The sequence below is a fragment of the Caballeronia sp. LZ001 genome (assembly GCF_031450875.1).
Taxonomy (GTDB): Bacteria; Pseudomonadota; Gammaproteobacteria; order Burkholderiales; family Burkholderiaceae; genus Caballeronia.
This window is the reverse complement of the sequence record NZ_JARTVX010000004.1, coordinates 1,816,703-1,837,862: the sequence shown is the minus strand read 5'-3', so window position 1 is coordinate 1,837,862 and position 21,160 is coordinate 1,816,703. Positions and strand designations below refer to the sequence as shown.

The window sequence follows — 21,160 nt, the reverse complement described above, 5'->3', positions numbered from 1 at the left end:
CTACATGTCGCACGACGAGCTGCCTCGCCCGTTACGCGCAACATCGGTTCCGCACAACAAAAGCGCGTGTTCATCGGCCGGTGAGCCGCGCGAAGCCAGACGGAGGCGCTCGATGGCAACAGTCGCACAGGTACTCAGTTCCAAACCCGATCAGACGGTCATCACGATCGCGGCAACTGCATCGGTCTACGATGCAATCAGATTGATGGCCGACCGCCATATCGGCGCGGTGATCGTCACGGAGAACGAGGAGATCGTCGGGATCGTGACCGAGCGCGACTATGCGCGCAAGGTCGTGCTGATGGACCGTTCGTCCAAGCAGACGCCGGTGCGCGACATCATGACCTCGCACGTGCGTTACGTCCGCCCCGACCAGACCACGGACGACTGCATGGCGCTCATGACGGAAAAGCGCATGCGCCATTTGCCGGTGATCGAAGACGGCAAGCTGACCGGCATGATTTCCATCGGGGACTTGGTGAAGAACATCATCTCCGAGCAGCAGTTCACCATTCAGCAGCTCGAGTACTACATTCGCGGCGGCGAACATACCTGATCTGCCTTGAGCGATGGCGCACGCTTGCGCGTGCGTCTCGTCATGCAGCTGTAAGCATTTTGTTATGATTCGGCAGATACTCGCCGGGCTTAGTTGCGTGCGTGTCGGCGGGACGTGGCGTCTTAAGCGCGCTTCCACGGCACGTCGGCGGCCAGGCGGGACGAATCGCACGATGCCAGGAGCGCTGCCGATGACCCCGACCGCCACACCCGTCATACCCGCCGAACCTGCTCGAGGCGCGGAACAAGGGCAGACACTTGCGCCGCACGCGCCGTTTTTTATCGTGATGAACGCGGGATCGGGCCGCAAGCAGGCCGATGAAACTCGCGCCGTGCTGGACCGCGAACTTGGCGCGGCGGGCCGGCGCTTCGAAATGTGCGTCGTCGATGACCCCGGCCGTCTGCCCGCCGCCGCGCGCGAGGCGGCACAACTGGCGCTCGATCAGGGCGGCGTGCTGGTCGGTGCCGGTGGCGACGGCACGCTATGCGCCGTGGCCGAAGCGGCGCTTACGCGCGGCGTGCCATTCGCGGTGCTGCCGCGCGGCACGTTCAATTACTTCAGTCGCGATCACGGTATTCCCGCCGATCTCGAGCTTTCCACCCGCCTGTTGCTCGAAGCGCGCGTATTTCCCGCGCAGGTGGGCTACGTGAACGGCCAGATGTTCATCGTCAATGCGAGTCTCGGGCTTTATCCCAAGCTGCTGGAAGATCGCGAAACCTACAAGCAGCAATTCGGCCGCAGCCGTTTGGTCGCGCTGTGGTCCGCGCTCAACACGCTATTGCGGCGGCATCGGCATTTGCGGCTGCATATCGAGCATGAAGGGCAAGTGCGCGACATCCGTTCATCGACGCTCTTCGTCGGCAACAACCGGCTGCAACTCGAACAGATCGGCATGGCCGAAGCCGGCGCACTGGAACATGGCTTGCTCGTGGCCATTGCGCCGCGCCCGGTCGGGCGGCTCGCGCATCTGCTCCTGTCCTTGCGCGGCGCGGCAGGGCGGCTAGCCGACTCCGATCACGTGACAAGTTTCACATTCGAGCGCATTACGGTGACGCATCCGTCCGGACGACGCCGTCGCGTGAAGATCGCAACCGATGGCGAAGTGGCGTGGCTGCAGATGCCGCTGGAATTCCGCGTTTCCGACAAGCCATTGCTGCTGCTCAAACCCGAGCCGGCCGTGGCCGAAGCCAATCGCTCATGAACGTTTTGCTGCAAATATCCGATCCGCATTTCGGCACCGAACGCCCGACGGTGGTGGCGGCGCTCTTGCGGCTTTCCGATGCCATCTCGCCCGATTTAGTCGTCGTCTCGGGCGACATCACGCAGCGCGCGCGGCGTTATCAGTTCGCGCTGGCGGGCGCCTTCTTCGATGCCCTCGGCACGCGGCCCCGGCTCGTCATTCCCGGCAATCACGACATTCCGCTCTTCAATCCGCTCGCGCGGCTTTTTCGTCCGTATGCGAATCATCAGCGCGTGTTCGGCGCGGAGCTCGAGCCGTCGTTCGAATCGGACACGCTGCTCGTGCTCGGCGTGAACACCACGCGTCCGTTCCGACACAAGGACGGCGAAATTTCGATGCAACAGGTCAAACGCGTTTCCGCGCGGCTCGAAGCGGCAAGCGCGAAGCAATTGCGCGTGGTGGTCACGCATCAGCCGGTCGCGGTCACGCGCGCGAAAGACGAGGCCAACCTTCTGCATGGACACGAGCGCGCCGTGCAGCGCTGGGCGCGTGCGGGCGCCGATCTCATTCTCGGCGGGCACATTCATCTGCCCTACGTGTTGCCGCTGCACGATACCTTCGCCGGCCTGCCGCGCAAGCTGTGGGTGGTGCAGGCGGGCACGGCGCTGTCCCGGCGCACGCGCGGGACCATCGACAATTCGGTGAACGTGATTCGCTACGACGGGTCTTCGGGTACGCGCAGCACGACCGTCGAGCGCTGGGACTATGTGGAAAAGAGCGAGCGCTTCGAGCTGATCGCGCGTCACGATCTCGCGCTGGATAGCGCCGCCGCCGAACCGGCAACAGTCGCATCCGCCTGATCGACGCTCTTGGAGCGCTTAGTGCTGCTGCAACTCAGGAAGCTATGTACGCCGGATGACGAGTTCCGCGAAACCTGTCGCGGGATCGTGCTCACGCGTGTAGCGTTCGTCCGGCAACTTTGCGATCAGCACTTCCGCCGTCGTGCGCACGATGCATCCCGCCGTGACGTGGCCGCCGAAGACGCGGCCATCGGCATCGGAGATGCTCATGTGCAGATGCGGCCCATCCGCCGATAGCGATCCCGCCAGCGTCAAGATTTCGAGGTCGCCGCGCAGAACGGTTGCCTCGTCGCGCCCGGCATAGCGCAAGGCAGCCACGCTCAAGCTGCCAATGCCTTGCAGGACGAACGCCGCGCCCGCTTCTTGCGCGCTTTTTTGCGAGCGTACTGCGAGATCGAGCGCGAGGCGCAGGTCATCGCCGGGAGAAAGACGCAGGGTAAGCGTGTGCATGGAAGATTCACCGCGAGCTTGAGCGTGAGAACGAGCGTAAGTCGAAGGAATGCCAACAAGCGTACACGTTCGCACGGCCCGATGGCATGATGGACCGTCGCTTGCATCGCCAACAAACCGATTGGAGACGCCATGAGTTTCGAACTGACGATGCTGGCCTGGACGCTCATCCTCGCCCTCGTGCAAGTGCTGCTGCCCGCGTTCTTGCGCAACAAGGAGACGGGCCTCAGATACAACGCCGGTCCGCGCGACGGCCCGGCGCCGCCGCCGCGCAAGCTCACCGGGCGTCTGATGCGAGCGCAATCGAACCTTTTCGAGACCTTGCCGATCTTCGCTGTCGCGGTGCTGATCGTGCATGTCGCCGGGCGCGAAAATGCGCTTACGCACTATGGCGCGCTCATGTATTTCGTCGCGCGCCTGTGCTACGTGCCGCTTTATGCGGGCGGTGTGCCGTTCGTGCGCTCGCTGGTGTGGCTCATTTCCATCGTGGGTATCGTGTTATTGCTCGTGCCCATCATCTGACGCGTGATTGAAACGTGATCGACCTCAAGGGAGTGATTGCATGTCCGCACAACCGTACGATCCATCGGTAGTGGAAGTCGAAACCGCGCCGGACCCCGAGTTCGCGGTGATCCTCATGCACGGACTGGGCGCGGATGCCAACGACTTCGTGCCGCTCGTGCCCGAACTGCGTCTGGCCGATGCCCCCGCCATGCGCTTCGTGTTTCCGAACGCGCCGGAGATTCCCGTAACCGCGAACAACGGCTACGTGATGCGCGCGTGGTACGACATCCTGTCGTTCGAAGGTATCAACCGGCGCGTGGACGAGGCGGGCATCGAGACGTCTGTGGCCTTCGTGCGCGAACTCGTCGCGCAGCAGAACGCGCGCGGCATCGCCTCCGAGCGCATCTTTCTTGCCGGCTTTTCGCAGGGCGGCGCGATGACCTATCAGGCGGGACTCACGCATCCGGAAAAGCTCGCGGGGCTGATCGTGCTGTCGGGTTATATCCCGTCGAAAGGCTTGATCGATGCCTCGTTCAGCGAGGCGAACCGCGACACGCCGATCTTCGCCGCGCACGGCAGCTTCGACGACGTACTCAACGTGCGGCTAGGCGAGGAAGCCGTGGAATTCGCGCGCGAGCAGGGCTGCACGGTTGAATGGAATACGTATCCGATGCCGCATTCGGTCTGCATGGAGGAAGTGGAAGCGCTGCGCGAGTGGCTGGGTGCGCGGTTGCGCGAGGGTTGAAGCGCCGCGTTGGTATGCCCGCCGATCCGCTTCGGCAAGGTGCAAGCCGCAGCGCGTCGGCATTGCCGCGGCGCGCGCCGGTTGCATGAAAGAAGCGGCGCACTAGACGAGCACGTCAGCCGCGCAATGTCCGAGCAAAGAGTTCGAGCACCGCGTCCGCATTGACGCCGATACACGCGTCGCACGATGGCCGCGTGTCCCAATCCGGCGCGCTGGCACGCATCGACGTGGGCTTTTGCACAGTCAAACCCGCCGCGATACCTTCGGTCAGCACGCGCACCGGCCCGCTTCTCGTCGTGAACAGTTCGCGCGCGACGACGAAAGCGGCCGCCGAATAATCGTGCGCGTAGATGCCGCGCGTCTCGCCGTCGTTCGCGTGAAAGCGCTCGTAAAAGCGCGAGACGTTCCATACGAACCGGCCGGCATCGCCTGCGCTGTCCCGCACATCGGCGAGAAACGCGTTCGTCATCACGGTTTCATGCGTTACATCGAGCCCGACGATCGACACCTTCCACGGCGCGCCGAAGACGATATCGGCCGCTTCCGGGTCGCCATGGATGTTCGCCTCGGCGGCGGGCGTCACGTTGCCGAGCGCGCCGTTGTAACCGAACGCGCCGCCCATGACGACGACCTCGCGCACGAGCGATGCAATCTCCGGATCGTCTCGCAACGCGAGCGCGAGATTCGTGAGCGGCCCGACCGCGAGCAGCGTGATTTCGCCCGGCTCCGCGCGCACCTTCTCGATGATGAACCGATGTGCCGCGCGCCCGTCCTCCTTCACCGTGACGGCTTCCGTGCGCTCGACGTTGCCGAGCGCATCGTCGCCGTGGATATGCGGAATAGGTTCGGGCGCGGCGCGTTGCAAAGGCGCCGCCGCGCCGCGCGCGACCGGCACGTTCGGCGCGAAACGCGATGCAAGATAGAGCGCGTTGGCGGTCGTCGTATGGATGTCGGCATTGCCGAACACGCTCGTGATGCCGATGAGTTCGATCCGCGGATGCAACGTCTGAAACAAGAGCGCGATAGCGTCGTCGATACCGGGGTCGGTGTCGTAGATGACCTTGTGCACACTCATGCGATGGCTGCCTCGCAAGCGCTCTGGCCGGCGGCTGCGTTCGGCATCAACGCGACCATGCCGCGGCGCAATTCCGCCGGGCTCACGGGCTTGCTCAGCACATCCTGCTCGCACGCGAGCGGCACGATGGTGGCCGACGGTTCGCCCGTCACGACCAGACACGGACACGGACGGCCGAGCCTTGCGGTGCCCAGCATGGCCACTTCGCGCGCGGTCTTGGAGTCGCGCAGGCGGTAGTCGGTGATGATGAGATCCGGGAAGCGCTCGATGTCCGCGAGAATGGTTTCGAACTCGTCGAAGGTCGCGGCGGAGTCGTAAAGCACGCCCCATTGCGAAAGCAGCGCCTCGGTGGATGCGCGCACGAGGCCGTCGTCTTCCACGAGCAGCACGTAGCGCCCGCTCAGCGCCGCCGCTTCGTTCGCCTCGGACAATGCAGGCGCGCGCGTGGACGGCTTGTCGAGCGTCGGTCCGCACTGCGGCATTTCCAGCGAGAAACGCGAACCGCGCCCTTCGGTGGACTTGAGCTCGATGCGGTGTTCGTCCAGCATCGAAATGACCGCATTGACGATAGACAGGCCGAGTCCCAGCCCCTTGTCGCGATCTTGCTCCGGGTTGTCGACCTGGAAGAAGGGCTGGAAGATGGCGTCGAAATAATCGGCCGGAATGCCGATGCCGTTATCCAGCACGTCGATGCGCGCCCGCGTCGGCGAGCGCACCACGCCGACGATCACGGTGGGCTTGGCGGTCTTGCTGGCGGTCTTGCTTTGATCGGCGTACTTGATGCCGTTCGAGATCAGATTGGCGATGGCGCGTCCGAGCCAGTGCGCGTCGCTTCGCACGCAGACGACTTCCGACTTCGGCAGCCGCAGCCGCAAGTCGACGCCACGGCTCATGGCGAACGGACGCAATTGTTCGACGGCTTCCTCGATGGTTCGCCGCACGTCGAACACGTGATAGCGCGGCACCACGCGGCCCGATTCGAGCCGCGAGAGATCGAGCACGGCATTCAAGAGCCGCGCCAGAATGATCGACGAGCGCCCGCATTCGTCGATGAGCCGTTCCGCCTGCTCGAACTCGCCGTTGCGGATGGCCTCGGCGGCGGCTTGCAGGAACAGGTTGAGCGCGTGCATTGGCTGGCGCAGATCGTGGGTCGCGGCGGCGAGGAAATTGGACTTCTCGCGGCTCGCGGTTTGCGCGGCGATCATCTGCTGTTCGCGCAACGCGAGCAATGCCGTGGTCTTGTTCTCCTGGTCCTTCCTGGAGATCTCCAACTCGTCGTTCTTGCGCGCGAGCGAGCCGTTCGCGGCGCGCAGTTCGTCGTTGAGCGAGGCAAGCGCGCGTTCGGCGGAAAAGCGTTCGCGCGAGACGCGTTCGGCGTGCACGCAGACGCCGTGGCCGACCACGATCACGTTGAACATATAGAACAGTCCGGCAAAGAAATTCTCCGGATTGAGCAGATGCGCGGTGAGCTGCAGCACCACGATCGACGCCATGGTGACGATGCCCGCCGTCAGCACGACCCGCGAGCGCAGATAGAAGAAACTGAACTGCACGAAGAGCGCGAGGCACAGCCCCGTGAAATGCTGCGTGTAGTTATAGGGCGAGGGCGTGATCGCGAAGAGCGCGAGGATCAGACACAAGAGCCCGTAGATGCCCGTGAGGATGACCTTCTCGGACATCGCGTGCGAGCGGAACGAGGGCCGCAGGACGAGACAGCATTCGAGAATCAGCAACACGATGCCCGCAAAGCGGATTGCCAGAATGTCGGACAGGCGCCCGTTCAGCGCGCTGTTGCCTTGCGAGAAACTGAAGTCCCACCAGAGGAAGCAGGTCCAGATGACGAGCGCGAGCAGCGCGGATGCGCGCCTGAACGCGCAGAAGCGCTGCGCGTGATCTTCGAGGAATTGCGCTTCCAGCGCGCGGTCGGCGAAAGCGGCCGGAATGGAAAGATTGCGAACGAGACTGAGCCCCGCTTCTCGCGCGGCGGAGAAAATCTCGGGAGTGCGCACACGTTCGGCGCGTTGAGGGACGGCCATCGCTTGTTCGAGTCGCGGTTTCGGGGATATCTACTGTAGGCCAACTTGGTCTTACCAATACGCCTTTTTTTAGGCATCAACCGTTAAAAACGGAAATTAATGCGAGCTTTTGGCGGGCAGACGCTGAAAAAAGATGGCTTTGGACGGCAGCGGCGGGGAAGGAGAAGAGAGTCGACGCGCAAAGCAACCGGTGTATCTCGAACCGGATCAGTCGAACGGCGAGCCGGGCATGCCTGCTCGCCGTATCGAAGGACAGCCACGACCGATGCCCCCCGCGCGATGACCAGGGCTATCCGTACCGCGCGAGAGTGCGCGATACCGCGCCTCGCGCATTCACGATTTCGGTTTGGCCTTGGTACTGCGTTTGGCGACCTGCGTTTCCTTGGCGCCCGCTGCCTTGGGCGGCGATGCTTTAGGACCGGCCGTTTTCTTGCGGCTCGACATTTCGGTTTCGGCGGGATTGCTCGCTTGAGCCTTGCGTGGGGATGGCATGATGACCTCCTTCAGTGTGTGTCCAGGACGAACACACTGATAACCATAGGACGCGCATAGCCGGGAATCAAGACGGCGCAAGGCTTTCGCGCCGTCTTTCGCAAAAAGCTTCTGAGAGCGAAGCAATTCGCGGTCTCGACGCGCCGCATCGACGCCAGTTCAGCCGATGAGCTTGAGCCCCGCCGGCAACGCCTCGCCGAACACACGGCCTTCGTCGGCACGATCGAGCGTGACGACTTCGCGGACCATGGCGATCCACGCTTCCGCCGCGCCCATCGTCTCCAGGCGCTGCACGACGGCGGCGCGGATGTCGTCGGGAAGGTCGCGCGAACGGTCGCCCGTCATGCGCGCGATCTGCACGGCCGCGAACGCCGCCGGATCGACCTTCTTCCAGTCGAGCGCGAGGATCGCGCCGAGCCAGGCGGTCGCCGTCTCGGGCGGCACGACGCCATGCGCGCTGCCGTAGAACGGCTGCCGCGCGCCGATCCGCCCGACCGCCCACCAGCTCTGCACGTTCTCCGAAGGCTTCTTCAGCCGCGTGAGCAGCCATTCGCCGGTTTCGATCTTGCGCGCGACCGGCACGCGTTCGAGCGATGCCGCGAGCCGCACCATGTCTTCATAGCCCGCGCGCGCAGCGCCCGCCGCGCGCCGATAGCGGCTCGTGCCGGGCGGCTGAAGCACGAAGGCCATGTCGTCGAGCAGGCGCAGTTGCGCGGCTTCGGGCAGACCGCCTGCCGCGCGCCGCCATAGCGTCCACCATTCGGACCAGATCTGGCTTTCGTTGCCGTACTGGATGCCCTGGTCGAAGAGCGTCCACAATTGCTCGACGCGCCAGCCATCCAGCGGATGACCGAAGCCCGGCCGCAAGCAGTAGCCCGTCAGGTTGAGCCACAGCCGTTCGTGATCGGCGGAGCGGCGGCGGCGTTTCGCGCGGTTCCACAGCGCGCCGTAAAGCTCGCGCAAGAGCGCGAGATCCCAGCTATCGCGCGGGCCGAGCGCCTGTTCGAGCAGCGCGCGCAGGCGCTTGATCTCCTTCGGGCTGACGTCCTGCGAACGCGCGCCGAAAGTGCGGTCGATCAGATCGATGGCTTTTGGCAACGCAGGATGCGTTTCGCTTGCCGCCGCGTCGTTCGACGCATTCTCCCGGCGCAATTGAAATTCGAGCAGCCAGCGTTTGGCGGGATCGTCGGTGGCGATGCAGTGCATCTCCAGCGTGCCGACTTCAGTGAGCGAAGTCGTCAATTGCACGGGCGTCTCGTTGGGCTTGTGCGCGTGATTCGCCTCCTGGCCGCGCGGATCGACGACCGTGGCGATGGGCGGCAAGCGCACGAAGTCGCCGGCCGAGGCGCTGACATCGGCGATCTCTCCTGCCTTGAACGTCGCATCCGCCACCGAAGACACCAGGTGAAAGCGCACCGGCGCGCCGAGCCGCAACGCGAAGGTGCGGTCCGCCAGATGGATGGCCTGACCTTCCTCAGTGCCGCGCGGCAGCACGCAGACGCCGCGCTCGCCAGCGTCGCTCGTGTCTTCGTCGAGCAGCAGGAAGTAGCTGCGTGCAGAGCCGCCGCCGATCTTCGGTGCGCGGCCCGCGCGCGCGAGCGCATAGGCGACCGCGCCGCGCGCCACGGCAACGTCCGGATCGTGATTGGCGAGCACGTGGACCGGCGCGCCGCGCCATGAACCGAGCGCCTCGGCGATACGGCTCGCAAGCGGTTCGGCGCGAAACACGCCGCCGTTCAGGAGCAGCGTGTCGGGAACGGGCAAGCTGGCTTGGTCAGATGCCGCTTCGCCCAACGCCTCGCGCGCCTGCGTGGCGTGTTGTGCGAGAAACGCCGCGACGTGCCGCGTGACGCCGGCATCGCTTGCATAAGGCAGCCCGAATTCGACGATACCCCCGCGCGCGCGACGCGGACGCTCGTCGGGCGCGACCATCGGAAAGAAGCCATCGACGATGATCCGCGCGATCTCCTCGCGCGTCACTTCCGTGGAACGCGCGCCGCCTATCAGCTTCGAGCCCGCGCCGAGCAGCGTGATCGTGGCCTTGTCCGGCGCGTTGGCGCCGAGCAATTGCTCCTTGGCCGCGCGGCAACGTTCGACGAGTTGCGAAAGACGCGCGGCGGAGAGGCGCTCCTGATCGTTGCCGGCAAGGCGCCGCTCCACCAGATGCGCAAGCGCCAGGTCCATGTTGTCGCCGCCGAGCATCAGGTGGTTGCCCACGCCGATGCGCGTCAGGCGCGGCTCCGGGCCGTCCATCGCGACCTGGATCAGCGTGAGGTCGGTCGTGCCGCCGCCGACATCGCAGATGAGCACGAGCCGCGTGGCCGCGAGTTCATCGGCGAGCTTTTCGCGATGGTGAAACAGCCAGTCGTAGAACGCCGCCTGCGGTTCCTCCAGCAGGCGCAGCGCCGTAAGCCCGGCCATGCGCGCCGCTTCGAGCGTGAGGGCGCGCGCGCCTTCATCGAACGATGCGGGCACGGTGAGCACGAGGTCCTGCGCTTCGAGCGGCGAGCCCGGAAAGCGATGGTTCCACGCCGCGCGCACATGCGCGAGATAACTTGCGCTCGCGGCGACGGGCGAGATCTTTTCGATGTCGTCGCCCGCGCCCCACGGCAGAATTGGCGCGACACGATCCACCGAAGCATGCGACAGCCAGCTTTTCGTGCTCGAAACGAGCCGGCCCGGAACCTGCGCGCCGAGCACGCGTGCGAGCTGGCCGACCACTTCGGGCCGTGCCCCGGCGTTTGCGTCACGGGGCCACGGCAACTGCAAGTCGTTCGCGTTCAGTTCTCCCGCTGCCGCGTGATACCGCAAAGACGGCAGGAGCGGGCGCGCTGCCACTTCGCCCGGACTCACGAGCTGTTCCATCTCGAAGACGCGAATCTCGTCCGAGCCCGCTTCGGCATAGGCGACGACGGTATTGCTCGTCCCCAGATCGATGCCGACGCGATAGCGCGCGCCCGCCGCCCTCTTGCGCGCCGGCACTTACAGGCCCATGCCCGAGTCGGCGCTCACGCCGCCGCGCATGTCGAACTCGACCTTCCAGCGCTCGGACGATCCGCGCGGCACGGCTTCGAGTTCGAGCGTGCCGGCCTCGGTGATGCGCGCGTGTAGCTTGACCGGCACGACTTCGCCGGGCGTGCGCCCTTCCGATGGCAGCGATGCCTCGATCTCCTCGAGTTCCTGCAGTTCGTCCGGCTGCCAGTATTCGAGCAGCGTGCCCACCTCGTCCTGACGGCGCACCGACGAGCCGAAGAAGCGGAAATGCACCGGCTCTCCGACCACGAGCCCGAACTCCTGCGCGGGCAGCGCGGCCTCCGTGCCTTCCTCCATGCCGAAAGGCGCCACGCACAGTGCCTGCACGGGCGGTTCGAGTCCGGGCACGGCAGGCATTGCCGACTCGACCGCGACGTAGTATGCGCGTGCCGTGCCGCCACGAATGCGCACGCCCTTGCCGCGCCGAACATAGCCGTAATAGGCCGCGCCGCGCGCCACCGCCAGATCGAGGTCCGCGCCTTCGAGCAGACGCGCGGCGGGCGCGTTCTCGGCGGCGAGCCATGAATTGAGCGTGGACATGACGCGCTCGACCAGGAGCGGCGACTTGAACACGCCGCCGTTGAAGAGCACCGCGGTCGGATGCAGCAGCGTCGCGCCTTGCGGGGCTTCGTGCTGCAAGCCTTCGATTTCCGCGAGCGCGTTCACCTGACGGCCAAGGAACGCGGCGAGGTGACGCGTCACGGCGGCATCCTGCGCATAGGGCAGACCGAGTTGCGTGAGACCGGCGCGTGCGCGGCTGACCGGGCGCGCGCTGCCATCGACTTGCGGGAAGAAGCCTTCGAGCAAGATCTGCGTGAGTTCGGCGCGCGTGAGCTCGGTGCGCAGCGAGCCGCCGATCAGCTTCGAGCCACGGCTCGGCACGACGAGCGGCACGGTTTCCGTGTCCGGATGGGTGAGCAGCGTTTCCTTGGCCGAACGGCACGCATAAGTGAGCGCGCGCAGTTGCCACGGATCGGGTTGCGTGCCGGCGGCCGCGAGCTTGCGCGCGACGATATGCGCGAGCGCCAGGTCCATGTTGTCGCCGCCCAGCAGGATGTGTTCGCCGACCGCGACGCGATGCAGTTCGAGATTGCCTTCACGCTCAACCACGGCGATCAGCGAGAGATCGGTGGTGCCGCCGCCGACATCGACGACGAGAATCACATCGCCCACTTTCACTTGCTTGCGCCAGCCGCCCGTCGACTTCTGAATCCAGCTGTAGAGCGCGGCTTGCGGTTCTTCGAGCAGCGTCATGCGCGCGTAGCCGGCCGCCGCCGCAGCTTCGGCGGTGAGTTCGCGGGCGGCGGGGTCGAAGGAGGCGGGAATCGTCACGGTGACGTCCTGCTGATCGAAAGGCGCGTCCGGATGCGCGTGATTCCATGCCTCGCGCAAGTGCGTGAGATAGCGCACCGAGCTTTCGAGCGGCGAGACGCGTTCGACTTCCTCGGGGGCATCGGCGGGAAGGATGGCCGCGCGACGATCCACGCCCGGATGGCAGAGCCAGCTTTTCGCGCTGGAGACGAGGCGGATGGGCGTGCCAGCGCCCCGGCTGCGCGCCAGCTCACCGACGATAAACGGCCGCTCCTGCGTCCACGGCAAGGTCAGATCGCCGGGCGCGAGTTCGCTCGGATGCGGCAGATACAGAAACGAAGGCAGCAACTCGCGCTCCTCGGCCGCGCCAGGCGCCGTCAATTGCGCGATGGACAGCACGCCTTGCGCGGTCTTCTCGCCGTCGCTTGCGGACAAGTCGACGTAGGACAGCGCGCAGTGCGTGGTGCCGAGATCGACGCCGATGGAATAGCGCGGCGCGTTCTCTTCGTGATGATCGCTCATAGCTCCACCTCGGCCGGTGCGACGATGCTCGCGTCGTGTTGGTCCGCGAGCTTCGGCAGACGTGTTTCAGCGACCTTCCAGCCGCGATGGCTGAGATTGCCCGAGAACGGCGGCTTGCCGACGACGTTGCCGGTCACCCGCACGGCGCTGGCGTCGAAACCTTCGGGCAGCGTGATGCGGCTGCCTTCGGCTTCGTTGCGCACAGGCTGGACCGTGAAATGTTCGCGCAGCACCGAGCGGCAGCCGTCGTGCACGAGACGCGCGGCCGCGCCGATATCGGCGTCGCTGTAGTTGGCGATGTCTTCCTCGACGAAATCGATGAAGCGGGCGTCGCGCTGCAAAAGGCCAAGCAATTGCAAGGCGGCGACGGGGCTCGATTCCTTCAGCGGCGACGGCGCGGGCTTGGGCGCGACCGGCGCGGTTGCCACCGGCGCGGTTGCCACCGGCGCGGCGGCGGGCACGGGCGCTTCCGGCGCATGCGGGGCTTCGCGCAGGCGCTGCACGCGGCCGGCGAACGCGCCGTTGCCGAGCACGCCGAAGAACGCTCCGAAGGCAATGCCTATCCTGCCGAAGAAGGACGGATTCATGTCGGTCATGTGTTTGATGCTCCTTGTGGCTGCTTGCGAGGACGACCTATCCTCGGCGGCGCTGGTGGCCGGTGGCGGCGCGGTTCTGGTGTGCGGAAAGCGGCAGCCGATGCCGCGAGCGGCGCACGGCAGGCCGTTTGAGCGCGGTTGCGTGAGCCGAAGCACGCGACGAGAACGTCAGCGCGTTTCGATCCGTATCCCGATATTGTCCATGATGTTGGCGCCGGGGCGCTAAAACCCGCCCGCGAGGGTCGCGCGGCGGCGCCCATTCTCTTGATTTAGGCGCTTAAGTCAAGGCTTGGCGGGATCGAGACGGCTTGATCGTGGCGCGGAGGCCGAGTCGCCACTGAACCTTGCGTTGGCTGGCGTGCTCACGACCGGGTCGAACCGACGTGCATGCAAGCTGGCGTACGGCGTGTCTTGGTCGCTTGCGACGTTTGCGCCTGGCCCTCGCACCGGCCGATGCAGTTTCGCGAGACGAGACAACAGCCCGCGCTCAAGCCTTCACATCGAAGCCCGCGAGATAACCGGCCGTATCGCCGCCATCCCAAACGCGTCCATCGCACAAGGTCGCTTTCCGATACTCGTCCGGCACACTTACGCCTGCCGCCAGCGCCGCCTCGCGATACAACGCCGTCTGGTTCACTGCCGACGCAATGGCGGCATCGTCGTGTTCACCGGAAAGCATGCCCCAGCGCCGATACTGCGTGATGAACCACGAGCCATCCGACACGCGCGGAAAGTTCACCGCGCCATTGTCGAAGAAGCGCACGGGAAGCGCGCGCGCGTCGCCGCCATCGGCAGCAGCCAGCCGGCTTTCGATGAGCGCCGCCGGGACGCCAAGCAACTCCGCCGAAGCCAGCGCCTGCGAAATCTCCACGCGATGCTCGCGCGCGTCGAGCCACGCGCATGCGTCGAGCATCGTACGCACCAGCGCCCGCGCGCTATTCGGATACAGCGCGACGAAATCGCGCCGGCACGCAAGGACCTTCTCCGGATGATCCGGCCAGACTTCGCTCGTGTACGCAACCGTGCGTCCCACGCCGCGCGCTTCGGCCACCGCATGCCACGGCTCGCCCGCGCAGAAGCCGTCGAGCATGCCTTCGGCCATCGCATCGGCCATGCGCGGCGGCGGAATCACGACGCTTTGCACGTCGCGCAGCGGATGCACGCCATTCGCCGCCAGCCAGTAATACAGCCACATCGCATGCGTGCCGGTCGGGAAAGTCTGCGCAAGCACCGGCGGGCGGTCGAGCGACGCCAGCGCATCTTTCACGCTCGCGCCATTCCGAATGGCATCGGCGAGCGGGTTTGAAAAGGTGATCGCCTGACCGTTGCGGTTGAGGACCATCAAGACGCCCATGTCCGCCTGCGGCCCGCCGATGCCCAGTTGCACGCCATACACGAGCCCATATAGCGCGTGCGCGGCGTCGATCTCGCCGGAAAGCAGCTTGTCGCGCACGGCGGCCCACGAAGGCTGACGGCACAGTTCGATACGGATGCCGTGGCGCCGCCCCATCTCGTGGATGGCCGCGACGGCAAGCGGCGCGGCGTCGCTCAACGCGACGAAGCCGAGCCGCAAATGCGTGCGTTCGGGCAACGCGGACGGGGATGTATTCGTTTCGGGCAAGTTCATGGTCTGTGCAATGTGCTTGGTCAGGGCAGCAAATCCGCGACCGAGAGAAGCTGGCGCGCGATCTCCGCGACTTTCACGCCCTGGTCCATCGCGCGTTTGCGCAGCATGGCGTAGGCGTCGTTCTCGGACAGGCCGCGGCGATCCATCAGCAGCCGCTTCGCGCGGTCGATGATCTTGCGCTCCGCAAGCTCGTTCTCCACTTGCGCGAGCCGCTGCCGCAACTGCGCCTCGTGTGCGAAGCGAGCAAGCGCGACTTCGATGATCGGTGCGAGCCGCGCGGGTGCGAGCCCTTCCACGGAATACGCTGTCACGCCCGCGCCGACGGCGGCGCGAATGAACTGCTGATCGGCGTCGTTGCTGAACATGAGCACGGGACGCGGCGCGGCCTTGTTCATCACCGCGAGCTGTTCGAGTGTGTCGCGCGAAGGCGAATCGGTATCGATGATGACGACATCCGGCTTCTGGCTCTCCACGGCCGCATGCAGCGCGGAAGGCGCGGCGACCTCGGCGAGCATGTCGTAACCGAGACGCGCCAGCTGCTCGCGCAAGTCGCCGATGGGCTTGGCGGTGTCGGTGACGAGCAAGACGCGCAACATGGATGGAGCAGGAGTCATGCGGGAAACGGTCGGAACGAAGGCATACGCGATACCTTCGACTCTAACGTGCGCCAGGCCGCTTGAGAACCTGGCCGAATGGCATAGGCAATACGGCGTGCGAATGTGCGCGACCAGCGTCTTTCGTTGCGACGAACGCGCGGATTCAACGTTGCATCGCGAGCTATTCGTTCAAGCGGCATGCGCGAGACCTTGCTTGGAATAGCACGCGAATTCGACGGCTTCGCCTATCGCGCCGCCAATCAGAATGACGGCGGGGCTGCCGAGTCCGGCGGCGGTGGCGTCGGCGGCGAGACGATCGAGCGTGGTGACGAGGCGCTTCTCATCGGGCGATCCCGCGTGCTGCACGACCGCGGCCGGTGTATCGGCTCGCAGCGCCAGGAGCAACGCCTGAGCGATGCTCGCAATGCGGCTCATGCCCATGTAGATGGCGAGCGTCGTGCCGGTGGCGGCGAGCGCGGCCCAGTCCGGTTGACTGTGATCCTGCATGTGCGCCGTGACGAAGGTCACGCCCTGACAATGATCCCGATGCGTCAGCGAAATGCCGAGCCCCGCTGCCGCCGCGAATCCCGACGACACGCCGTTCACGATATCCACGGCAATGCCTGCATGGCGTAGCGCCGAAATTTCCTCGCCCGCGCGGCCGAACAGCAGCGCATCGCCGCCCTTTACGCGCACCACGTGCAGGCCCTTTCTCGCATAACGCTGCATCAGACGTTCGATGAACGCTTGCGGTGTCGACCGGCAACCGCCGCGCTTGCCGACGCGAATCACGCGCGCGTTGGGCGCAAGCGTGACGATCTCTGGATTGGCGAGGTCGTCGAGCATGAGGATGTCGGCGGCGGCGAGCGCCTTGGCCGCGCGCAAGGTCAGCAAGTCGAGATCGCCGGGACCCGCGCTCAGGAGGGTGACTTTGCCTTCAACGTGATTCATCGTGTTCTCTTTCGGCTTGGGGCGAGATGACTCGCCTGTATCGGTGGGGCGCATCGGCGCGGCGGGACGAAATGCAAAAAGCGTCCGCCCGTGTCGTTGCACGAGGGGACGCCGTTGTCCTTGGGCCTTGGTCGATGCACGCATCGGTCGATGTATGCATGCTTTGCGCTGCTGCCAGCGCCGTTGCCGGCAGCGCTTCGAGCAATGCAATAAGCGGGCCATTTGCGCCGGGAACGCGCTTGCGTAGATGTCGCAAGGGCTTGCGCCTCGACGCGCGCATCACGTCGCACCGCAAGAAGGCACTGTCGATGTGCAGCCGGCACCCGAACAGCGCGCGCATGCTTCGATGCGTTGCCAAACGCATGGCGTGCATGGCGTCCCGCGTTCATTCGCACGATTAACCAGACGGTTCAAATATAAGCGACGTTAGCACGCCATCAGTGCTGCGCCGCACCAGCGATGTGCCCGCACGCATCAAAACGCGACGCAGAGCCAATGCGCGTTGCCGGTGCAGGATCGCTCGAACGCTTATGCCGCATGGTTGTGAGCTGCACGCGTTCAACATGGCATATCCCTTGCCTTATGTCCCGCCATCGGATCAACGGCGATCCGTCCTGATTACAGCGCCCGGCAGGTTAAAGCCATGCGGGCATCGGACAACGGCGTCCCCCGCATCGGCTTTCCGGCTGATGCGCGGGACGCCTTTCTTTTTTGGCGGAAAGACGATGGACAAAGCCACCCGGATCGATCTCTTCAGCATGCGCACGGCGCCGATGCGCGCCTTCCATCTCACATGGATGGCGTTCTTCGTATGCTTCTTCGCATGGTTCGCTTGCGCGCCGCTGATGCCGCTCATCAAGCGCGAATACGGCCTCTCCAACGACCAGGTCGCCAACCTCAATATCGCGGCCGTGGCCGTGACCATTCTCGTGCGTCTGATCGTGGGCCCGATGTGCGACCGCTTCGGCCCGCGCAAGGTCTATAGCGCGCTGTTGCTCGCAGGCGCGGTGCCGGTGTTCGGCGCGGCGCTTTCCACGGGCTACGACAGCTTCCTGTGGTGTCGTCTTGCCATCGGTGCAATCGGTGCGAGCTTCGTCATCACGCAATACCACACCTCGGTGATGTTCGCGCCGAACGTCGTCGGCACCGCGAACGCCACGACCGCGGGCTGGGGCAACGCAGGCGCAGGCGCGGCGCAAGCTCTCGTGCCGATGCTGGTTGCCGCCGCGATCGCGTTGGGCGCAGGCGCGGCATCGTCGTGGCGCATCGCGCTGATCGTGCCGGGTATCGCCATGCCTGTGATGGCGTACTTTTACTGGCGCTATACGCAAGACTGTCCGCAAGGCAACTTCACGCAACTGCGCGAACTGGGCGTTGCCATCGACGGCGGCAAGAAGGGCGGCTGGCAGAGTTTCGTGACCGCATGCTCGAACTATCGCGTGTGGATGCTGTTCGTGACCTACGGCGCGTGCTTCGGCGTGGAAGTGTTCATCCACAACATGGCGGCCGTGTATTACGTCGATCACTTCAAGCTCTCGCTCGGCGCGGCAGGACTGGCGGCAGGCAGCTTCGGTCTGCTCGCGCTCTTTGCCCGCGCGCTCGGCGGCTGGCTTTCCGATAAAGCGGCCGCGCGCCGCAGCCTCGATATTCGCGCGACCTTGCTGTTCGTACTGATCGCGGGCGAAGGCATCGGTCTCTATGCGTTCGCGCATGCCGAAGGCGTCGCGCTCGCCATCGTATCGATGCTCATCTTCGGGCTCTTCACGCATATGGCTTGCGGCGCGACCTACGCGCTCGTGCCGTTCATCGACCGCAAGGCGCTGGGCGGCGTGGCTGGCGTGATCGGCGCGGGCGGCAACGTCGGCGCGGTCGCGGCGGGCTTCCTCATGAAAGGCGTGGGCAATGCGCAAGCCACGCTCTCGATGCTCGGCGTGATGGTCGGAGGCGCTGCACTGTGCGCGCTGGCCGTGCGCTTTACCCCGGAACACAAGGCACGCGAAGCCGCGTTGCGTGAAAGCGCGCTCGCGGGCAACAACCGTGTAGCTGGTTAAGTCATCACTCAGGCAGAGTCCCCATGAAAATCGTCGTCATCGGCCACGGCATGGTCGGCCACAAGTTCCTCGAATGTCTCGCCGAAAGCGGGCATGACACGCTGCAAGTCACCGTGCTCTGCGAAGAACCGCGCGCGGCCTATGATCGCGTTCATCTGACCGAATTTTTTTCGGGCAAGTCGGCCGATGAGCTTTCGCTCGTGCAGGAAGGCTTCTTCGATCGCTCGGGCTATGCGCTTCAGCTCAATGCGAAAGCCGTCGCGATCGATCGCGCGGCGCGTACCGTGACGGCATCCACGGGCGAAGTGCTGCCCTACGACAAGCTGGTGCTCGCAACGGGTTCGTATCCGTTCGTGCCGCCCGTCGAAGGCAAGGAGCGCGCGGGATGCTTCGTGTATCGCACGATAGAAGATCTCGAAGCGATGCGTGCCTTCGGTGCGAAATCGAAAGTCGGTACGGTCGTCGGCGGCGGTTTGCTTGGTCTCGAAGCGGCGAAGGCGTTGCGCGATCTCGGGCTCACCACGCATGTCGTCGAATTCGCGCCGCGTCTGATGGCCGTGCAAGTGGACGACGGCGGCGGACGCGTGCTGCGCAGCAAGATCGAGGAACTGGGCGTGACGGTGCACACGGGCCGCAACACGCTTGCCATCGTCGATGGCGAGGGTGCTGCGAATCGCATGAATTTTGCCGATGGCGCGCATCTCGATACCGACATGATCGTGTTCTCCGCGGGCATTCGTCCGCGTGACGATATCGCGCGTGCGGCCGGTCTCGAGATCGGGCCGCGCGGTGGCATCGTGATCGACGACGCATGCCGCACGAGCGATGCGGATATCTACGCCATCGGCGAATGCGCGCTGTGGCAAGGGCAGTTGTTCGGCCTCGTCGCGCCGGGTTACGACATGGCGCGCATCGTCGCGAAGCAGGTCATTGGCGCGGACGACGCCATGTTCGCGGGCGCGGACATGAGCACCAAGCTCAAGCTGATGGGCGTGGACGTGGCGAGTATCGGCGACGCACATGGCAAGACGCCGGGCAGCCGCTCGTATCAGTTCAGCGACGAGCGCAAGCAAATCTACAAGAAGCTGGTCGTGTCGGATTGCGGCAAGTTCCTGCTGGGCGGCGTGATGGTTGGCGACGCCACTGAATACGGCACGCTTTTGCAGATGATGCTCAACAAGATCGAGCTGCCGGAAGCACCCGAATTCCTGATCCTGCCGCAAAGCGACGGCAAGGCGAAGCCCGGCCTCGGCGTCGAAGCCTTGCCCGATGCCGCGCAAATCTGTTCGTGCAACAACGTGAGCAAGGCGGAAATTTGCGCGGCGGTGTGCGCGGGCGCGACCAGCATCGGCGCGTTGAAGAGCGCATGCAAGGCGGGCGCATCGTGCGGCGGCTGCGTGCCGCTCGTTACGCAGGTGCTGAAGAGCGAGATGAAGCGCCAGGGGCTCGCGGTCAACAACCATATCTGCGAACACTTCCCGTATTCGCGCCAGGAGCTTTATCACATGGCGCGCGTGGAAGGACATCGCACGTTCGGCTCGATGCTCGCGAAGCATGGCAAGGGTCTGGGCTGCGATATCTGCAAGCCTGCCGTGGCCAGCATTCTCGCTTCGTGCTGGAACGAGTTCGTGCTGAAGAAGGAGCATGCGGGCCTGCAGGATTCGAACGACTACTACCTCGCCAACATTCAACGCGATGGCACGTATTCCGTCGTTCCGCGCATGCCGGGCGGCGAAGTCACGCCCGATGGTTTGATCGCGGTCGGACAAGTGGCGAAGAAGTACGGGCTCTATACGAAGATCACGGGCGGCCAGCGCGTCGACATGTTCGGGGCGCGCGTGGAGCAGTTGCCCTTCATCTGGGAAGAGCTGATCGCCGCGGGCTTCGAATCGGGACATGCCTATGGCAAGTCGCTGCGCACGGTGAAGTCGTGCGTCGGTTCGACATGGTGCCGCTATGGTGTCGGCGATTCGGTCGGTCTCGCCATCGCGCTGGAAAACCGCTACAAGGGGCTGCGCACGCCGCACAAGATCAAGTTCGGCGTCTCGGGTTGCACACGGGAATGCGCGGAAGCGCAGGGCAAGGATATCGGCGTCATCGCGACGGAGAAGGGCTGGAATCTCTACGTCTGCGGCAACGGCGGCATGAAGCCGCGTCATGCCGAACTGCTCGCATCCGATCTCGACGAAGTCACGCTCATTCGTTACGTCGACCGCTTCCTGATGTTCTACGTGCGTACGGCGGACCGCCTGCAACGCACGAGCGTGTGGCGCGACAACCTCGAAGGCGGCCTCGATTATCTCGTCGATATCGTCGTGAACGACAAGCTCGAACTCGCCGCCGAACTCGAAGCGGAGATGCAACTCGTCGTCGATACGTACGAAGACGAATGGAAGAAGGCCGTCACCGACCCCGAAACGCGCAAGCGCTTCCGTCACTTCGTCAACAGCGACAAGAGCGACGAGAACGTGACCTTCGTGGAAGAGCGCGGCCAGATTCGTCCCGCGACGCCCGAGGAACGCAAGCTGAAGCTGATCGACATTCCTGTCGTCGTCGAAACCGTTTGAGCGCTGGA

At 65.0% G+C, this 21,160-nt stretch carries 17 protein-coding genes; 7 read left to right on the top strand and 10 right to left on the bottom strand.

The features are described 5' to 3' along the window. Positions 1-112: 112 nt before the first annotated feature. The 3 genes from P9292_RS19350 (at position 113) to P9292_RS19340 (ending at position 2,596) form a co-directional block, all read left to right on the top strand. Complete coding sequence (locus tag P9292_RS19350) at positions 113-556, top strand: CBS domain-containing protein (RefSeq protein WP_244828530.1); 444 nt, start codon at positions 113-115, stop codon at positions 554-556. Positions 557-746: 190 nt separating this feature from the next. Continuing rightward, entirely contained in the window at positions 747-1,757 is a 1,011-nt protein-coding gene (locus P9292_RS19345) for a diacylglycerol kinase family protein (RefSeq protein ID WP_309849500.1), read from the top strand. After that, positions 1,754-2,596, top strand: coding sequence for a metallophosphoesterase (locus P9292_RS19340; protein WP_309960828.1), 843 nt, complete (start codon positions 1,754-1,756; stop codon positions 2,594-2,596). Before P9292_RS19345 ends, P9292_RS19340 begins: the two co-directional genes overlap by 4 nt. A 42-nt stretch (positions 2,597-2,638) precedes the next feature. Here P9292_RS19340 and P9292_RS19335 read toward each other — a convergent pair whose 3' ends face one another. Beyond that, entirely contained in the window at positions 2,639-3,046 is a 408-nt protein-coding gene (locus P9292_RS19335; protein ID WP_244828521.1) for a PPC domain-containing DNA-binding protein, read from the bottom strand. A 132-nt stretch (positions 3,047-3,178) separates the two neighbouring features. Between P9292_RS19335 and P9292_RS19330 the strand changes: the two genes are divergently transcribed. After that, positions 3,179-3,568, top strand: a complete 390-nt coding sequence (locus tag P9292_RS19330) for an MAPEG family protein (RefSeq protein ID WP_244828519.1) — start codon at positions 3,179-3,181, stop codon at positions 3,566-3,568. Between the two features lie 40 nt (positions 3,569-3,608). Continuing rightward, complete coding sequence (locus P9292_RS19325) at positions 3,609-4,295, top strand: alpha/beta hydrolase (RefSeq protein ID WP_250493235.1); 687 nt, start codon at positions 3,609-3,611, stop codon at positions 4,293-4,295. 115 nt (positions 4,296-4,410) lie between these two features. Here the strand turns inward: P9292_RS19325 and P9292_RS19320 are convergent, their stop codons facing one another. From P9292_RS19320 to cobA, 9 genes are all read right to left on the bottom strand, one after another. Beyond that, positions 4,411-5,370, bottom strand: a complete 960-nt coding sequence (locus tag P9292_RS19320; RefSeq protein ID WP_309849511.1) for a nucleoside hydrolase — start codon at positions 5,368-5,370, stop codon at positions 4,411-4,413. Continuing rightward, positions 5,367-7,406: a hybrid sensor histidine kinase/response regulator gene (locus P9292_RS19315; protein ID WP_244828515.1), complete on the bottom strand. Its 2,040-nt coding sequence runs from the start codon at positions 7,404-7,406 to the stop codon at positions 5,367-5,369. Before P9292_RS19315 ends, P9292_RS19320 begins: the two co-directional genes overlap by 4 nt. Before the next feature lie 333 nt (positions 7,407-7,739). Further along, positions 7,740-7,898 carry a hypothetical protein gene (locus P9292_RS19310; protein ID WP_244828514.1) on the bottom strand — a complete coding sequence of 53 codons (159 nt, stop codon included), beginning with the start codon at positions 7,896-7,898 and terminating at the stop codon, positions 7,740-7,742. Positions 7,899-8,057: 159 nt separating this feature from the next. Next, positions 8,058-10,880: an Hsp70 family protein gene (locus P9292_RS19305; protein ID WP_309960826.1), complete on the bottom strand. Its 2,823-nt coding sequence runs from the start codon at positions 10,878-10,880 to the stop codon at positions 8,058-8,060. Then, positions 10,881-12,764, bottom strand: a complete 1,884-nt coding sequence (locus P9292_RS19300; protein WP_309960825.1) for an Hsp70 family protein — start codon at positions 12,762-12,764, stop codon at positions 10,881-10,883. Further along, positions 12,761-13,360: a DUF2760 domain-containing protein gene (locus tag P9292_RS19295; protein ID WP_309849520.1), complete on the bottom strand. Its 600-nt coding sequence runs from the start codon at positions 13,358-13,360 to the stop codon at positions 12,761-12,763. Before P9292_RS19295 ends, P9292_RS19300 begins: the two co-directional genes overlap by 4 nt. 487 nt (positions 13,361-13,847) lie before the next feature. Continuing rightward, a complete protein-coding gene (locus P9292_RS19290; RefSeq protein ID WP_309960824.1) occupies positions 13,848-14,987 on the bottom strand; it encodes a CmpA/NrtA family ABC transporter substrate-binding protein in 1,140 nt (379 codons plus the stop codon). Positions 14,988-15,007: 20 nt separating this feature from the next. Beyond that, the gene (locus tag P9292_RS19285; protein ID WP_244829714.1) at positions 15,008-15,583 is read right to left on the bottom strand and encodes an ANTAR domain-containing response regulator; all 576 of its coding nucleotides are present in this window, start codon (positions 15,581-15,583) and stop codon (positions 15,008-15,010) included. A gap of 189 nt (positions 15,584-15,772) precedes the next feature. Then, positions 15,773-16,534, bottom strand: a complete 762-nt coding sequence (gene cobA, locus P9292_RS19280) for a uroporphyrinogen-III C-methyltransferase (protein ID WP_309960823.1) — start codon at positions 16,532-16,534, stop codon at positions 15,773-15,775. A gap of 725 nt (positions 16,535-17,259) precedes the next feature. Between cobA and P9292_RS19275 the strand changes: the two genes are divergently transcribed. Together P9292_RS19275 and nirB are read left to right on the top strand one after the other, a co-directional pair. Then, positions 17,260-18,585, top strand: a complete 1,326-nt coding sequence (locus P9292_RS19275) for an MFS transporter (RefSeq protein ID WP_244828502.1) — start codon at positions 17,260-17,262, stop codon at positions 18,583-18,585. 23 nt (positions 18,586-18,608) lie between these two features. Next, on the top strand, positions 18,609-21,152 hold the full coding sequence (gene nirB, locus P9292_RS19270; protein ID WP_250466731.1) for a nitrite reductase large subunit NirB: 2,544 nt from the start codon (positions 18,609-18,611) through the stop codon (positions 21,150-21,152). Positions 21,153-21,160 lie beyond the last annotated feature (8 nt).

Coding starts and splice junctions, on each gene's coding strand:
- P9292_RS19350 (WP_244828530.1), top strand. CDS start 113: ATGGCAACAGTCGCACAGGTACTCAGTTCCAAACCCGATCAGACGGTC.
- P9292_RS19345 (WP_309849500.1), top strand. CDS start 747: ATGACCCCGACCGCCACACCCGTCATACCCGCCGAACCTGCTCGAGGC.
- P9292_RS19340 (WP_309960828.1), top strand. CDS start 1,754: ATGAACGTTTTGCTGCAAATATCCGATCCGCATTTCGGCACCGAACGC.
- P9292_RS19335 (WP_244828521.1), bottom strand. CDS start 3,046: ATGCACACGCTTACCCTGCGTCTTTCTCCCGGCGATGACCTGCGCCTC.
- P9292_RS19330 (WP_244828519.1), top strand. CDS start 3,179: ATGAGTTTCGAACTGACGATGCTGGCCTGGACGCTCATCCTCGCCCTC.
- P9292_RS19325 (WP_250493235.1), top strand. CDS start 3,609: ATGTCCGCACAACCGTACGATCCATCGGTAGTGGAAGTCGAAACCGCG.
- P9292_RS19320 (WP_309849511.1), bottom strand. CDS start 5,370: ATGAGTGTGCACAAGGTCATCTACGACACCGACCCCGGTATCGACGAC.
- P9292_RS19315 (WP_244828515.1), bottom strand. CDS start 7,406: ATGGCCGTCCCTCAACGCGCCGAACGTGTGCGCACTCCCGAGATTTTC.
- P9292_RS19310 (WP_244828514.1), bottom strand. CDS start 7,898: ATGCCATCCCCACGCAAGGCTCAAGCGAGCAATCCCGCCGAAACCGAA.
- P9292_RS19300 (WP_309960825.1), bottom strand. CDS start 12,764: ATGAGCGATCATCACGAAGAGAACGCGCCGCGCTATTCCATCGGCGTC.
- P9292_RS19295 (WP_309849520.1), bottom strand. CDS start 13,360: ATGACCGACATGAATCCGTCCTTCTTCGGCAGGATAGGCATTGCCTTC.
- P9292_RS19290 (WP_309960824.1), bottom strand. CDS start 14,987: ATGAACTTGCCCGAAACGAATACATCCCCGTCCGCGTTGCCCGAACGC.
- P9292_RS19285 (WP_244829714.1), bottom strand. CDS start 15,583: ATGTTGCGCGTCTTGCTCGTCACCGACACCGCCAAGCCCATCGGCGAC.
- cobA (WP_309960823.1), bottom strand. CDS start 16,534: ATGAATCACGTTGAAGGCAAAGTCACCCTCCTGAGCGCGGGTCCCGGC.
- P9292_RS19275 (WP_244828502.1), top strand. CDS start 17,260: ATGGACAAAGCCACCCGGATCGATCTCTTCAGCATGCGCACGGCGCCG.
- nirB (WP_250466731.1), top strand. CDS start 18,609: ATGAAAATCGTCGTCATCGGCCACGGCATGGTCGGCCACAAGTTCCTC.